The organism is Taylorella asinigenitalis ATCC 700933 (assembly GCF_000687755.1).
GTDB classification, from domain to species: Bacteria; Pseudomonadota; Gammaproteobacteria; order Burkholderiales; family Burkholderiaceae_B; genus Taylorella; species Taylorella asinigenitalis.
Window position 1 is genome coordinate 17609 of record NZ_JHXN01000003.1, and the last position, 16068, is coordinate 33676.

At 37.6% G+C, this 16068-nt stretch carries 16 protein-coding genes; 4 read left to right on the forward strand and 12 right to left on the reverse strand.

What is annotated here, in order from left to right; translation table 11 throughout:
• Positions 1-79 precede the first annotated feature (79 nt).
• Positions 80-766 carry a TetR/AcrR family transcriptional regulator gene (locus tag T432_RS0102855; protein WP_014111225.1) on the forward strand — a complete coding sequence of 229 codons (687 nt, stop codon included), beginning with the start codon at positions 80-82 and terminating at the stop codon, positions 764-766.
• Here T432_RS0102855 and T432_RS0102860 read toward each other — a convergent pair.
• Both T432_RS0102860 and lptF read right to left on the reverse strand, forming a co-directional pair.
• Entirely contained in the window at positions 763-1707 is a 945-nt protein-coding gene (locus T432_RS0102860) for a CysB family HTH-type transcriptional regulator (RefSeq protein ID WP_028884099.1), read from the reverse strand. The two genes, T432_RS0102855 and T432_RS0102860, sit on opposite strands and share 4 nt — an antisense overlap.
• Positions 1688-2806, reverse strand: a complete 1119-nt coding sequence (gene lptF / locus T432_RS0102865; RefSeq protein ID WP_028884100.1) for an LPS export ABC transporter permease LptF — start codon at positions 2804-2806, stop codon at positions 1688-1690. The genes T432_RS0102860 and lptF overlap by 20 nt, the downstream gene beginning before the upstream one ends.
• A 50-nt stretch (positions 2807-2856) precedes the next feature.
• Between lptF and T432_RS0102870 the strand changes: the two genes are divergently transcribed.
• The 3 genes from T432_RS0102870 to T432_RS0102880 all read left to right on the forward strand — a co-directional run bounded on the left by T432_RS0102870 (position 2857) and on the right by T432_RS0102880 (position 5606).
• Positions 2857-4350, forward strand: coding sequence for a leucyl aminopeptidase (locus T432_RS0102870; RefSeq protein WP_014111221.1), 1494 nt, complete (start codon positions 2857-2859; stop codon positions 4348-4350).
• Positions 4350-4805, forward strand: a complete 456-nt coding sequence (locus T432_RS0102875; RefSeq protein ID WP_028884101.1) for a DNA polymerase III subunit chi — start codon at positions 4350-4352, stop codon at positions 4803-4805. The genes T432_RS0102870 and T432_RS0102875 overlap by 1 nt, the downstream gene beginning before the upstream one ends.
• 72 nt (positions 4806-4877) lie before the next feature.
• Entirely contained in the window at positions 4878-5606 is a 729-nt protein-coding gene (locus tag T432_RS0102880; protein ID WP_028884102.1) for a Bax inhibitor-1 family protein, read from the forward strand.
• Here T432_RS0102880 and recO read toward each other — a convergent pair.
• The 10 genes from recO to fabD all read right to left on the reverse strand — a co-directional run bounded on the left by recO (position 5568) and on the right by fabD (position 16061).
• Entirely contained in the window at positions 5568-6329 is a 762-nt protein-coding gene (recO, locus tag T432_RS07895) for a DNA repair protein RecO (protein WP_028884103.1), read from the reverse strand. The two genes, T432_RS0102880 and recO, sit on opposite strands and share 39 nt — an antisense overlap.
• Positions 6329-7219: a GTPase Era gene (gene era / locus T432_RS0102890; protein ID WP_028884104.1), complete on the reverse strand. Its 891-nt coding sequence runs from the start codon at positions 7217-7219 to the stop codon at positions 6329-6331. Before era ends, recO begins: the two co-directional genes overlap by 1 nt.
• On the reverse strand, positions 7209-7964 hold the full coding sequence (gene rnc / locus T432_RS0102895; RefSeq protein ID WP_014111216.1) for a ribonuclease III: 756 nt from the start codon (positions 7962-7964) through the stop codon (positions 7209-7211). The genes era and rnc overlap by 11 nt, the downstream gene beginning before the upstream one ends.
• Position 7965: 1 nt before the next feature.
• Positions 7966-8769, reverse strand: coding sequence for a signal peptidase I (gene lepB / locus T432_RS0102900; RefSeq protein ID WP_028884105.1), 804 nt, complete (start codon positions 8767-8769; stop codon positions 7966-7968).
• Positions 8769-10562 carry a translation elongation factor 4 gene (lepA, locus tag T432_RS0102905; RefSeq protein ID WP_028884106.1) on the reverse strand — a complete coding sequence of 598 codons (1794 nt, stop codon included), beginning with the start codon at positions 10560-10562 and terminating at the stop codon, positions 8769-8771. The genes lepB and lepA overlap by 1 nt, the downstream gene beginning before the upstream one ends.
• A gap of 82 nt (positions 10563-10644) precedes the next feature.
• Positions 10645-12201: a Do family serine endopeptidase gene (locus T432_RS0102910; RefSeq protein ID WP_028884107.1), complete on the reverse strand. Its 1557-nt coding sequence runs from the start codon at positions 12199-12201 to the stop codon at positions 10645-10647.
• Between the two features lie 491 nt (positions 12202-12692).
• On the reverse strand, positions 12693-13922 hold the full coding sequence (gene fabF / locus T432_RS0102920; RefSeq protein ID WP_028884109.1) for a beta-ketoacyl-ACP synthase II: 1230 nt from the start codon (positions 13920-13922) through the stop codon (positions 12693-12695).
• Between the two features lie 121 nt (positions 13923-14043).
• On the reverse strand, positions 14044-14280 hold the full coding sequence (gene acpP, locus T432_RS0102925; RefSeq protein ID WP_014111211.1) for an acyl carrier protein: 237 nt from the start codon (positions 14278-14280) through the stop codon (positions 14044-14046).
• A 95-nt stretch (positions 14281-14375) separates the two neighbouring features.
• Positions 14376-15116 (reverse strand): 3-oxoacyl-ACP reductase FabG, encoded by a 741-nt coding sequence (fabG, locus tag T432_RS0102930; RefSeq protein WP_028884110.1) that lies wholly within the window; start codon positions 15114-15116, stop codon positions 14376-14378.
• A 9-nt stretch (positions 15117-15125) separates the two neighbouring features.
• Positions 15126-16061: an ACP S-malonyltransferase gene (fabD, locus tag T432_RS0102935; protein WP_028884111.1), complete on the reverse strand. Its 936-nt coding sequence runs from the start codon at positions 16059-16061 to the stop codon at positions 15126-15128.
• Positions 16062-16068: the final 7 nt, after the last annotated feature.

The window sequence follows — 16068 nt, forward strand, 5'->3', positions numbered from 1 at the left end:
TTTTTTTATATTTGAAGTTATTTGTATTTTTTGTATAATTTATTTTTTAAACAATCGTTTGTTTTATACAAGTATTTTAATGAGCGAAGATAAACTCTCTAAAGCCGTTATAACTAGAAGGCAAATTCTTAATGCTGCAGAAAAACTTATTGTAGAGAAAGGCTACGAGAGTGCTTCTATGCGTGATATTACGCAATTAGCCGGAGTCAATTTAGCTGCGGTTAACTATCATTTTGGTAGCAAAGATGCCCTTATTGCTGCAGTTTTAAAAAGAAGACTTGGAGCAATTAATAAAGAGCGTCTTGAAAAATTAGATGCCCTAGAAGCTAGAGCTGCTGGTAAGCCTGTGCGCCCTTCTCAACTGATATACGCCTTTTTTGGAAGTCTGGTGGCACATGCTGGAGAAGATGACCACGACGGAAATATATATTTGAAGATACTAGAACAAACCATGCTTAGCCCAAGTGACTTTGTTACATCCGTTGTTGCTCAGGAAAACGCATTGGTTTTTGAGAGATACAGAAAAGCTTTTTTTAAAGCTATGCCTGATGTGCCCGAGGAGGAAATTCTATGGCGCTTTCAATTTATGTTAGGTGCTACATCTTATGCAATTTCAGGTATCCAAGCACTTCTTGAACATACGGAAAATATAGATACGTCTAAAATTAATCTTAGCGACAAACGTCTTAGAAAGCGCCTTTTAAGTTTTTTGCTTGGCGGTCTCTATGCACCTTTACCGAAATTTAGAGAAACTAATCAAGACTAAAATAAATTCTCGTGCAATTTTTCTAGAATTGATTTCTTATTTTCGCCTGGTGCACACATCTGAATAAATTCAAATACATAGTCTCTTGCAAAAACACCTTTTCTAAGACCAATTTTTGAAGTGTGATACCCGAATAAATGACCCACAGGTAAACCTATAAGCCCCCTATCACGACGTGGATCATAAGCCATACTTGCAATTATTCCTAATCCAAGACCAACATCCACATAAGTCTTTATTACATCCGCATCAATAGCTTCAAGAACTATATTATGCTTAACGTCCGCCGCTTCAAAAGAAGCATCAATAGCTGGTCTTCCTGTGAACTGTCTTGAATATGTGATTAATGGATAGCGGGCAATATCTTGTAGAGATAAATTCTTAGCTTGTGTTGAGGTTATATTAGAGAGTTCATCATCCTCCCTCATAACCAAATAATGCTCCCAATCATAGCAAGGAAAAATAACCACCCCAGGAACTTGAGCAAGTGTCTCAGTTGCAAACGCAACATCCAACTCATCATTTAATAACATATTAGCTAGTTGAGGAGGACTACTCTCAATTAAAGATACCTGTACACCAGGATATCTTTGCTTAAAATCCAAAATTATCTGTGGCAAAAAATATCTAGCTTGTGTATGAGTGCATCCAATGACTAAAACTCCCTCATCGTGATTGAGATACTCATCACTTATTCTTTTTAAATTTTCAACCTCTAAGAGCAATCTTCTAATAACCGCAACAACAGCTTTTCCTGGTTTGGTAAGACCCCTGAGTCGTTTGCCGTTTCTCTCAAAAATTTGAAATCCCAGTTCCTCCTCAAATTCGATTATTGCTTTGGAGATACCAGGTTGCGATGTGTGCAACTTCTTTGCTGCATCAGAAAGATTAAAGTTATTACTAACCGTCTCAAGAATATATTTAAACTGTTGAATGTTCATGTGATTTTTTAGGTTTTCTTATTCTAACTTTATACCAAAAAAGGAAAACAGCTAATGCTGTGAACAAACCATTTACTGAAATAATACCAAGCCATAAATTAATCTGCTCAGATGCGACCCAACCGCGCATAACGTTAAGCAAATTCATATAAAGCATGCCCACAAGAGCAGCCATAAAAACATCTGCAGATTTTCCCATGCGAGGATTTACTGAACCTAATGGAATAGCAAGCAAAGCAAGATTTAGTGCCGCTATTGGAAGTGATAGTCTCCATAAAATTTGCGAATCGCTTCTAGAATTATTATCCTCGATAAGCTTAGTAAATGGTCTAGCCTTAATCTTATCGAGTGCTTGATTTCTTATTTGTTCATCAGTATAAGCACTCTTTCTATTTATATTCATAGTTACAGAATTAAACTTAGAAGCCCTAAATTCAGGCGTTCCAATTCTAATATCATATCTAGTTCCAGGCCCAAACTCTATAAATCGTTCACCTGTTTCATAATTCGTGACAAAATTCCCATAGTCTGCATTTAAAATGCCAATCCATTCCTCTTTTACTTCTCTAGCAAATATCCTTCCAAATTGATGTTTATTATTAGTGGAGGGCTCAATAAAAAACACACGATTTCCCCCATCTGTTTCTAAAAATTGTCCCTCGACCACCTTGGAAAAATCCGACCTTTGAGCATATCGCTGTTTGTATTCTTCTATTTGCAAATAAGCCCATGGTGAGGTAACAACAGTTAAGATGGCAATGAGCACGCTTACTGGCACCGCAATCCGTAACACTGGTTTAATCCAATCTACCAACGAAACTCCTGAAGTAAACCATACGAACATCTCCTGTTCACGATAATTTCGAGACACCGTTGTAATAACAGAAATAAATAGTGACACAATAAGAATTATCGGTAGAGCCGTGATGCTTGAAAAAGCTGATATCCCCAAAACCAAATCAGCCCCAATCGCACCTGAGGCCGCTTGTGCCAGAAGTCTAGCTAAAAGAACGCTAAGCCAAACAATAAGAAGAGTTGAAAATACCACCCCGGCATTACTTAATATTTCGGATACAACTGAACGTTTAAATAGAAACATGAAACGAATTGAGTAATAATAGAGGATATGTTTTTTTAAAGGGGAGTGAAATGCAATTCACCGTTCATGATACAGCAGATATTTTAAAAATCAAAACACCAGCATTGTTTGTTGGTGTTTTTAAAGATGGAAAACATGGTGTTATTTCTAAGGATCTTCCTAATAATGCCGAAATTAAAAACATAATTAGAAAAGAGTTTCGTTGCGGAATCGGCGATGCGTATATGATGCGTGATGTACCAGGGTTTGCCGCTGAGAAGCTAGTGCTTATAGGTATGGGCGAAGAAGACAAATTCGATATAAAAGCACTAGAGGATGCACACTGTGCTGTAACTTGCTTTATGGAAGAGTACAGCATTAAAGAAGGAGTTAGTACTTTACTTGAAGAAGAGGCTTTATTTAAAAACCACGAAGAAGTTACTCTTAAAGATGCAACCATATTAGCTGCACGTAAAGTTCATTATTCAAATTACAAATATACAACTACATTTGAAGAGACACCAGACCATAATGTCCTTAAAAAATTCGGATTTACGATTTCTAAAAAATATACAAAAGATGTAAGGGAGGCCATTGCCACAGGAAAAGCAATTGCTGATGGGATGCACCTTACTATGCAATTAGGTGATTTGCCTAGCAATATCTGCACACCTACTTATTTAGGAAATTGTGCTAAAGATTTAGCTAAAGAATATAAAGAGCTTAAAGTTGAAGTTTTGGGACGCAAACAAATTGAAACTCTTAAAATGGGTGCTTTCCTATCAGTAGCTGCTGGTGCTAGTGAGGAGCCTGCCCTTATTGTTCTCAAATATTCGCCTACTAAAAAATCAAATAAAAAACCTATCGTCTTTGTAGGTAAAGGTGTGACATTTGACACTGGTGGTATTTCTCTAAAAAATAAAGCAAATATGGACGAGATGAAGTTCGATATGTGCGGTGCCGCTTCAGTATTAGGTGTTATGAAGGCTGTATCCGAAATCGGATTTGACCGAGAAATTGTAGGCGTGATTGCAGCTACTGAAAATATGCCTAGTAGTTATGCTACAAAACCAGGCGATGTAGTAACTAGCATGTCTGGAAAAACTATTGAAATTCTGAATACCGATGCTGAGGGACGTTTATTGTTAGCAGATGCATTGACATATGCAGATAAATTTAAACCTGAAGTAGTCATAGACATTGCCACCCTAACAAGTGCAATCATTCAAGCTTTAGGTCATGTTCATGCAGGCGTGTTCTCAAATGATGAAGATCTTGCAGATGCGTTGATTGATGCGGGTGATATCGCAAACGATAGTGCATGGAAAATGCCTTTGGATTGTCAATTTGCAGAAAATTTAAAAAGCAATTTTGCTGATTGTGCAAATATCGGAGATGGCACTGCTGGATCTGCTGTGGCTGCAGCATTTTTAGAGAAATTTATCGGCGATTATAAATGGGCACATATTGATATTGCTGGAGTTGCATGGAATCGCGGCAAAAACAAAGGTGCCACTGGACGTCCAGTTTCTCTTTTGATGGCATATTTATTAGGCCAAAACTAGTGGCTGAAATTTTTGTTGCTCACGGGGCAAGGAGCATAGAAGACACTCTTATTATGTCTGTAAACTCCGTGAGTAAACAACACCAAAAGGGTCAAAGCATATTGGTATTTTGCAGAGACGTAAATATTGCCACAAAATTTAGTGAGGGATTGTGGGGTATTGATAAGACCTCATTTATCCCCCACTATTTCGCAGGGGATGAGATGATTATCCCCGCACGCATCATAATATGCGACGAGGATATCGCTAAATGGGCCTCTAAGCTTAATCCGAAGCCAAACTTGCTCATAAATCTAAGCGAGGATTTTATTGAGGATATATCTCTATTTCCCATGGTTCTTGAATTTGTTCTAAATGACTCCAAATCTAAGGAAATGGGTAGAGCACGTTTACAAAAATATAAATCTGCGGGCCATGAAATTAAATTTCACGAGTTCAAATATAAGAAAAATTAACGTTCGATTACCATAATAAAAATTATCAAAATTTTATAGTAAACTTAATCAAATCAATAATTTGGAGATCACATGAAAAATTTTGGTAGACCTTCTTTTGAAAGGCCTTCTGATACACTTTCTCAGGATACCTTCCGCGGAAATGGTGGTACTGTTTCTGCTTCGGTTAAGAACAAAGTTCTAAGCCAAACTTATGTTTTGCTTGCAATTTCTATTGGTGTTGCTGCTCTTGGTACACTTTTAGGGATGCAACTTAACCTATTCCAAGGAATGGGTGCCTTTATGCAATTTGCCATCTTTATGATTGGTGCATATGGTCTTATGTTTTTGGTCGTTAAAAACCGTAATTCCGCTGTAGGTGTAGCTTTCTTATTGGGTTTCACATTCTTTATGGGATTGACTTTAAGCAATCTAGTAAGCAGCATATTGCAACTATCTAATGGCCCTACACTTATGCTATATGCATTTGCTTCCACTGCAGGCATATTCTTTGTTATGGCAGCTCTTGCATCAGTGATTAAAAAAGACTTGACCTTTATGGCTAAGTTTTTGTTTATAGGATTGATTGCATGTATTATCGCAGCTATCGCAAACATTTTCTTTATGATTCCAGCTTTGGCTTTGGCTTTATCTACATTAGTAGTTGTGATTTGTTCTTTATATCTACTAATTGATGTTCAAAGAATAATTAACGGCGGAGAGACTAACTATATTATGGCTACTCTAAGTATATTTATTAGCCTATATAATATCTTCGCAAACTTATTGAGTATCTTCGGTTTTACTTCTAGTAGTGATTAATCGGGATAGATGGTTATGATTCTCTCGCACATTTAGTGAGGTTCGATTCAAAACATTAGCAATTTTGAGCCTGAGTTGTTTACGCAATTCAGGCTCTTTTTCTAAGTCAGAAAAATCTGGTTCAGGCGTATCAAAGCCGTAACCTGTTTCGCATAGCCATTGCCACTCAAAACGCCTTAAAACAGTACGTGCATCTACATGTGCCGCTAAATCATTAAGAGCATGCACATAATAATCATAAAGCCTCTCATGCGGATCCTCTTTGGCAATGCCCCTTAATATCAGCTCATTCAAATACCAAGCCGACATCAAATTCTCAGATGACAAATTAATAAAACCGTCTGTCTCAACGCGAGTAATAGTTTTAATTTCACCCGTTCCACTCCATGAAACGCGGAGAGGCTGAAAATGAGCACTTATGGGCCTAAGCACAGAATAAGGGCGCTTAGCACTTTTGGCAACGCCTGCGATAAGTCCATATTCTCGCGAAAACAAGGTTACGATAAGAGAATGCTCGCTCCATGAAATGCATTGGAGTGAAAAGGCCTGCGCATCGGAAACGCGTTTTTTATGAGCATGTGTGTGGGGAGCGGTGGATGCAAGAGATGAGGAAGGCGTGAGGGGCGTGTGTGATGCGAAGGACGAAGCATAAGCCTCGGGTTTGGCGATTTCCTCAGGCTTACCGTCAGCCTCGGGTTTGGCGATTTCCTCAGGCATAAACATTACTCATACCCAAGGTTCCGAAGTTGAGCCTCTTTATTAGACCAACCTTTTCGCACCTTAATAAAAATTTCAAGAAATACGGGCTTTTCAATAAGCTTTGAAATATCCTGCCTAGATTCTGTGGCAATGCGTTTCATATGCATCCCTTTAGACCCTAATAAGATAGGCTTGTGATTTTCTCGCTCAACAAGTATACAAGCGTTTATCGTTACACCACTTGGGCTCTCATCCCATTTTTCTATAACCACTGTACACTCGTACGGCAGCTCATCCCCTACAAGTCGAAAAATTTTCTCTCGTATGATTTCAGAAGCTATAAATTTTATGCTTCTATCGGTTATCGCCTCTTCATCAAAAAGATGTTCTCCATGAGGAAGTCGCTCTTTTATCTCATCAAGCAAAGCATCAAGCTGAATACCTTTTTCTGAGCTCACAGGTACCACCGCATCATAAGCGTGATTTTTTAAAATATCTGAGGTGAAGGTAAAAAGCGAATTTTTATCCTTTACTAAATCCACTTTGCTTAGAACTAGAATCGTAGGTTTACCCTTAGGTAACAGTGGCAATATTTGTGCATCTCCATCATTCCATTTACCCGCCTCAACCACATGCAATACTACATCCACATCATTAAGAGTAGTCGTAACCACACGATTCATCATATTGTTCATAGTTCCGCCATGACGGGTCTGAAAACCAGGTGTATCAACAAAAATATATTGAATCTCATCCTTTGTAAGAACCCCATGAATACGATGTCTAGTGGTTTGAGCTTTTCTTGAAACAATAGAAATTTTACTGTCGATCAGTGCATTCATTAATGTAGATTTACCTACATTTGGACGACCAACAACTGCAATAAATCCCGTTTTTTTGCTGCTATTTTGCATCTTGTTCAACTGCCACTGGCAATGTAAGTTGAGTGACTTTTCTAAGTTTACTGGAGGATTTTTTTGAAAATGATTTTATTTTTTTTAGTTTCTCTAAAACAATAGTCGCAGCCGCTTGCTCGGCTGACCTTCTGCTTGATCCAACAGCTTGAGCAGAAATATCGTAAAGTTCAACCGAACACTCAACTTCAAATTCTTGATCATGTGCAGCACCAGAAATGTTCAAAACTTTATATGTTGGCAATGGTACCTTTTTCGCCTGCACAAACTCTTGCAAAAGTGTCTTAGAATCTCTACCTAAAGTTGAAAAATCAACATCCTTCATAAGTGGCTCATAAATACTCTCTACCACCTTTTGAGCCTCAAGTATTCCGCTGTCTATATAAATAGCTCCAAATATAGCCTCAACTGCATCAGCAAGAATAGATGGCCTTCTAAAACCACCACTTTTTAGCTCACCCTCTCCTAGATGAATTAGGTCTGGTAATTCCAAGTTTTGAGCGATTTTAGCTAAAGTATCTTGATTAACGTAACTTGCTCTAATACGTGTGAGATCACCCTCAGCCTGATCCTTGAGTTTTTTAAATAATATAGAAGCTACAGAAAAGTTAAGAATTGAGTCTCCCAAAAATTCCAGTCGCTCATTATGAGTAGAACTGTAGCTTCTATGAGTCAAAGCTCTATTTAGAAGTTGCACATCCTTAAATGAGTAATTTAACTTTTTCTGAAGTTTAGTTAATTTCATGCTATTTTATTGAGCCAATGCGGTCAAAATCCCCTAAATTCAACCAAATATAAAATGCTTCACCAGCAAGATATTTATCAGGAACAAACCCCCAGAATCTACTATCTAAGCTATTATCGCGATTATCGCCCATAACATAATAGTAACCTTTTGGTACCTCACATTCTACAGCTGCTTGTCCAAAATATTTGCAGGAACTAAAATTTTCGAATTGCTCTATAGGCTGTATCGAATATAAACCAGGCATCTGCAAAATATCATGTTCTACACCAAATAGCTTCTCCTTATGTCTCTCAGGATTTCCAGATTGCTGCTCAGGATTTATATAAGGACCAATTGCTTCTGTGGCAATAGCCTCTCCGTTAACATAAAGTTGCTTGTTTTCGTATCTAACTGTATCCCCAGGCAAGCCTATAATTCTTTTGATATAGTCTTGTTTTGTATTTAATGGATATCTAAAAACTACAATATCCCCTCTTTCTGGACTACCTATAGGAATAATTTTTTGGTGAATTATAGGCAGTCTCAAGCCATACTTAAATTTATTAACGAGAATAAAATCTCCACTTTGTAAAGTTGGAAGCATAGACCCCGAAGGAATTCTAAACGGTTCAACTACAAATGCCCGCAATATAAATATGAAAAATACCAATCCAAATAAACTACCCACATAGTTGAGCAACCCATTTGAATATTTATCTGCTTCGGCTCCATACAATTTCACACGTCTAGGCCTTAAAACATATTTTTCTAATGCCCTAGCAGTAAAAGTTACAATAACTAAAATTAAAAAAATCAAATCCATTATTTATCCTCAACTTGAAGAATGGCCAAAAACGCCTCCTGAGGAATCTCAACACTGCCCACTTGTTTCATGCGTTTTTTTCCTGCCTTTTGTTTCTCAAGTAACTTTTTCTTCCTTGTTATGTCCCCGCCATAACATTTAGCAAGCACATTTTTTCTTAATGCTTTTACATTTTCTCTGGCAATGATCTCCGCCCCAATCGCCGCTTGTACTGCTACATCATACATCTGACGGGGAATCAATCCTCGCATTTTAGAGACCACTTCACGCCCTTTAAAACGAGCTGAAGCTCTATGAACAATCATAGATAGTGCATCAACTTTATCGCCATTTATAAGCAAATCCACACGAACCACATCTGCTGAGCGATACTCTAAAAATTCATAATCCATAGAAGCATAGCCTCTAGAGATGGATTTTAATTTATCGAAGAAATCTAACACAATCTCTGCTAATGGAATTTCATAATGCAAATGCACTTGTCGTCCGTGATAATTCATATCTCTTTGAATACCGCGTTTATTATTGCAAAGAGTCATAACTGGACCAACATAGTCTTGTGGCATAAACAAAGTTACATTAACTATAGGTTCGCGAATCTCCTGTATAGTCCCCTGATCGGGCATACGAGAAGGGCTATCAATATAGAGAACTTCACCGTTATTTTTAACGACCTCATAAACTACAGACGGTGCTGTAGTAATAAGATCCATATCAAATTCACGCTCAAGCCTCTCTTGGACAATTTCCATATGCAAAAGCCCAAGAAAGCCGCATCTAAAACCAAAACCTAGAGCTTGTGAGACCTCTGGTTCAAATTGTAGAGATGCATCGTTAAGTTTTAATTTCTCTAAAGAGTCTCTAAGCTGATCATATTCACTACTCTCTACAGGGTAAAGACCTGCAAAAACCTGTGGCTTAACTTCTTTAAACCCTGGCAATGATTCCGCTGCTGGATTTTGTGTATGAGTGATAGTATCACCCACTTTTGCGTGAGCTAAATCCTTAATTCCCGTAATTAAGAATCCAACCTCACCAGCAGAAAGAGAATTTCTTGGTTGTGATTTAGGTGTAAAAACGCCTAATTGCTCTACTAGATGATTGGCTTGTGTAGCCATAAAAGTAATCTTATCTTTTGGTTTGATAGTGCCATTAACTATGCGTATAAGCATAACTACTCCCACATAGTTATCAAACCATGAGTCTATTATTAATGCTTGAAGAGGTGCTCCTGTATTGCCTTTCGGGGGTGGTACTTTATTTACGATAACTTCAAGTATTTCATCTATACCCTGTCCTGTTTTAGCACTAGCTAACACTGCGTCAGAAGCATCTATACCAATAACATCTTCGATTTCAGCTCTAGCTTCTTCGGGTTGAGCTGAAGGAAGGTCCATTTTATTTAAGACTGGTATAACTTCAACACCTAAATCAATAGCCGTATAACAATTAGCAACCGTTTGAGCCTCAACACCTTGGGTAGCATCAACAACTAGCAAAGCCCCTTCACAGGCTGATAATGAACGACTTACTTCATAAGAGAAATCCACGTGACCAGGAGTATCAATAATATTTAGGATATAGTCTTTGCCGTCTTTGGCCTTATAGTTTAATGTGGCCGTTTGAGCTTTAATAGTAATACCTCTCTCCCTCTCGATATCCATAGAATCTAGAACTTGAGCAGACATTTCACGATCAGCAAGGCCCCCAGTTTTTTGAATAAGCCTATCTGCAAGTGTTGATTTTCCGTGGTCAATATGGGCAATAATTGAGAAGTTTCGTATATTTTGCATGCAATTTGTGCGGATAAATAAAAATTTAAAACCTCGACTAAGTGAACTTAATCGAGGTCAAACAGTTTAAGTTAGGGAAAGACTACTTGTTTGGTTTAGTAGTTATCCACTGTGTCATTTTATCACGAAGCACCAATACAGCAACAACTTTATCTTTAGGTAGGTCTTTAGCTACTTCGTTAAAACCTTCTACAGTAGAAATATCAACATTATTAACTGTCAAAATAATATCGTTTTTCATAAAGCCGGCTTCTTTAGCTTCATCTGTAAGGTCATAAACTAAGACACCACCATTAATATTTAAATTTTCACGTTGTTTTTTATCTAAAGCTTCAACTGATAACCCCAGTTTATTTTCTTGTTTAACTTCAGGTTTTTTTGTTTTTTTAGATTTGATGCCTTTAGATTCAATGGCTTCTACGGTCACAGACAAGGTCTCATATTTACCTCGACGGAAAATTTCAATGTCTGTTTTTTTTCCTGGTTTAGTTTGTCCAACCATACGAGGCAAATCAGTCCATTTATTTATAGTTTTACCATCAAATTTTAAAATAACATCACCCGCACGAATACCAGCTTTATCCGCTGGACCATCACGCTCAACACTACTTACTAATGCACCTTTATCATTAGGTAGACCTAAAGCTTTATAAACATCTTCTTGAAGAGGTCCTATTGCAACACCAATTCGGCTTCTTTCAACAGTACCTGTATCCTTCAATTGGTTGATTACATTAATAGCTTCATTAATAGGTATAGAAAACGAAATACCCATTGAACCACCACTTCTGGTGTAGATTTGACTATTGACCCCTACAACTTTTCCTTCTAAATCAATTAAAGGGCCGCCTGAATTACCTGGGTTAATCGCAACGTCAGTTTGGATAAATGGTAGGTAATCGCCCGTATCACGATTTATGGCACTAACTATGCCTGAAGTAACAGTGGACTCCAAATCATATGGAGATCCAATAGCCAAAACCCATTGACCTTTTTTGAGTGCATCTGAATTACCTATCTCAATAGGCTCTAGATCTTTTGCGTCAATTTTAATAAGAGCAAGGTCAGTACGTTTATCAGTACCAACTACTTCTGCATCGTATTCTTTACCGTTATTTAATGTAACTATAACTTTATCTGCTCTATCAACTACATGGTCATTTGTAATGATATAGCCGTCTTTAGAAATAATAAATCCAGAACCTACTCCGCTCGGAACCTGACGATCACCTTTTTTAGGTCTTGATTTATCAGAATCTCTGTCATTTGGTCCTGGACCAAATCGTTTTGAAAATGGTTCAGGAAAGAAATCAGGCCCAAAGAAAAATTCGAAAAACTCTTCTGCGTCTGGATCACCTTGGAAAGACCAACCTGGACCCGAACGGCCTCTACCTCGTGAGCTAATAGTTTCCATGGTACGTATGTTAACTACACTATTTTCGGTTTTTTCTACAACTTTAGTAAAGTCGGGAAGTCCTAAATTAGTTGATTGTGCAGGGAATTTCGTAAGAGCATCTGTTTCAGTTTGTGCAGGTGTACCCCATGAACTAGTAGAGGATGAAGAATTCTGTGAAATAGCAGGTGCTGAAACCAAAGCACCAAGTAATAATGCATATATTGGTAATTTTTGGAATTTCATAATTATCCTTGTTTTTAAAAATTGTCTGTTGCTAATAGTCTAATGTTGGAAAGTTAAAAAATTTTTAATTTGAAATCAAAGGTAATTATTTTTATTTATTAAAAGTACTCTAAGCCTTCTCCATGAATTCCTATCAATATCCCAATGAAATAGATAAAAACTTTGCATCCTATTTCTAAACTTATATTGGATATGAAAGCATATTTGATAAAAATCCACTTTTGCAATATCTACCACACCATTAGGTGGGCAAATTTGAGAAATATGAGAGGGACGAATTTGAAATTTTAGTGGTCTTAGTCTGAATGAATTATGGATACTTTTTACATAAAGCAGTGCTATACATAGTGAGTAGACTAACCCCACAAATCCTAATAGAGTAAGAAAAATTAGAGAGGCTAAAAAATAATGGTGAATTGGCTTTAATCCGACTGAGCAATTAACTTCCCAGTTATCTTGCAAAACACCGTAATTTATAGCTTCCCCATTCATTAGAATTTTTTAATAACAACAGAACAATTAGTACCACCAAAACCAAACGAATTTGATAATGCATAATTAATACTAAGATCACGTGCTTCATTTGGACAGTAATCAAGATCACATGCAGGGTCTTGATTGAATATATTTATAGTTGGTGGTGAAACTTGATTTTTTACAGCAAGAGTAGCAAATACTGTCTCAATACCACCTGCAGCACCTAGCAAATGACCAGTCATAGACTTAGTTGAATTAACTACTGTTTTATATGCATGATCACCTAAAGCAAGTTTAAGTGCTTCAGTTTCATTTTTATCTCCAAGAGGAGTTGAAGTTCCATGAGCATTAACGTAGTTAATTTGTTCAGGATTGATATGAGCATTCTTCAATGCATTTCTAACCCCAAGTGCAGGACCTTCCATACTTGGAGCAGTTATATGATGAGCATCAGAACTCATGCCATATCCAGCAAATTCCGCATATATTTTTGCACCGCGTGCAACCGCATGTTCGTATTCTTCAAGAACAACGACACCAGCCCCTTCGCCTAACACAAAACCATCTCGATCCACATCCCACGGACGAGAAGCTGTAGCAGGGTCATCATTTCTTGTTGACAATGCCCTCATAGCCGCAAACCCACCAATACCTAATGGGGAAACAGTAGATTCTGCACCACCAGCAATCATAACGTCCGCATCACCGTATTCAATCAATCTTGCTGCGTCACCGATTGAATGAACACCTGTCGCACATGCAGAGACAATTGCATAGCTAGGGCCAGTTATTCCAAGTTTTATAGTTAAATGCCCAGAAACCAAATTAATCAAAGAAGCAGGAACGAAAAATGGTGAAATTCTTCGTGGACCTTTTTCAAGATATTCTGTTTGAGTAGCCTCAATTCTTTGAAGACCTCCAATACCAGAACTCACGATTGCACCAATGCGATGAGCGTTTTGCTCTGTAACTTCTAGCCCTGAATCTTTCCATGCTTCAAAAGAAGCTGCAAGACCATAATGAATAAATGTATCCATCTGCTTTATTTCCTTAGCTGGAATATATAGAGATGGATCAAAATCTTTTACTTCAGCTGCAATTTGAGAGCTGAATGCAATTGCATCAAAACGAGTAATTTTTGTTACGCCAGATTTACCTGCAACAATATTTTCCCATGAGGACTTAACATCATTTCCCACAGGAGTTACTAAACCGAGACCTGTTATTACTACGCGTTTTTTCACATATGCTCCTTATATAAAAAAAGCGTCTTGTAAAGCAACATGAAAAGCTACTTTACAAAAACGCTTTAAGAAATTTTCTAAGAATTTCTCAATTTGTCAGAACTATTCCACCCAACAGTAATTACTGTTTAGAGTTATTCTCGATAAAGTCGATAGCGTTCTGAACTGTAGTAATAGTTTCAGCTTGCTCATCAGTAATTGTGTTTTCGAATTCGTCTTCGAAAGCCATAACCAATTCAACCATATCAAGTGAGTCAGCTCCTAGATCATCCAAAAAAGAAGACTCGTTTTTGATTTCATCTTCGTTTAAACCTAGTTGTTTCGCAACGATTTTTTTAACACGTTGTTCAATGCTCATTTAAATCTCCAAAGTGGGAAGTCCCAAATAAAAATAACTAATTTTACAAAATTAAAGTGTATTATATGAAAAAAAGGTTTAATTTAAAAATAAAACTACCCTATAAACATACCGCCATTAACGTTAATTGTTTCACCCGTAATATATCCTGCATAAGGACTAGCTAAGAAGGCAACAGCATAAGCTATATCCTTAACTGACCCAAGACGACCAAGAGGAATCTGACTGATTAATTTTTGAGCCGCTTCATCACCCAAAGCTCTAGTCATAGCTGTGTCGATAAACCCTGGAGCTACACAATTAACTGTTATATTTCTACTACCTAATTCTCGAGCTAAAGATCTAGTCATACCAGCCACTCCAGCTTTAGCTGCAGCATAATTTGCCTGACCAATATTTCCTGTCATACCAACAACTGAAGTGATATTAATAATTCTGCCATCTCTAGCTTTCATCATAGGTCTGACAACAGCACGAGATAATCTAAAAACTGCAGTCAAATTGGTCTGAATAATATCGTCCCACTCCTCATCTTTCATACGCATAATAAGATTATCTCGAGTGATACCAGCATTATTAACAAGAATATGTGGACCACCCATTTCGACGATTTCTTTTACTAATTCTTCACTAGCAGCCGCATCGGTTACATTTAATACCTTTCCTTCACCGCCGAATTCTGAGAGTTTTTCAGTAATTTGCTTAGCACCTGATTCACTTGTAGCTGTTCCAATAACTCTAGCTCCTCTACTAGCTAATTCCAATGCGATAGCTTCACCAATTCCGCGACTAGCTCCAGTTACAAGTGCAATTTTGTCTTTTAATTCATTATTCATTTAAGCACCTTAAGATAAAACATTTTTCAAATTTTCTAAATCACTTGGTGTATTCAATGTGAATACCTCAACCTCTGGCAATATACGTTTAGCCAGATTAGTTAATACTTTTCCAGGACCACATTCTATAACATGAGTGACCCCCAAATCAGACATTTTTTGCATAGTTTCAACCCAACGCACAGGATGCCATGCTTGTCTGACAAGGGCATCAACTAAGTCTTTTTCAGATTCTTTAATAGATACGTCCACATTATTAATAACTGGTATCTTCGGTACATTTAATTTGAACTTACTTAATTCCTCTGAAAGTTTCATGGCTGCAGGTTCTAGCAAAGATGAATGAAATGGTGCAGACACTGGCAATACCACGGCCCTTTTTGCCCCTTCTTGTTTGCAAATTTCGCATGCAGTCACAACAGCTACTTTATGTCCAGCAATCACTACTTGCGATGGAGCATTAAAATTTACGGCCTCAACAATCTCTCCTGATTGCTCTGACACACGCCTACAAATATCAACAACTTTTTCGTCTGATAGTCCAATTATCGCAGCCATACCCCCAGCACCTACAGGTACAACAGCTTGCATAGAATCCGCCCTAACTCTAACAATTTTTAGAGCATCTTCTAATTTAAAAACATCCGCCGCTGCCAATGCCGTATACTCGCCTAAACTATGCCCTGCCATAACTTCTGGCAATGGCAATCCCGCCTCCACATATGCCTTATATAAAGCATATGATGAAGCAAGCATAACTGGTTGAGTATTTGTTGTTAAATTCAAATCGTGTTCAGGACCTTCATGTATTAGGGTGGCAATGTCCTGTCCTAGGGCCTCACTAGCGGTTTTAAGAACTTCTTGAACGACACCATTATCTGACCATGAATCCAACATACCTATAGCTTGAGAACCCTGCCCTGGGAATACAATCGCAATTTTCATAATAATC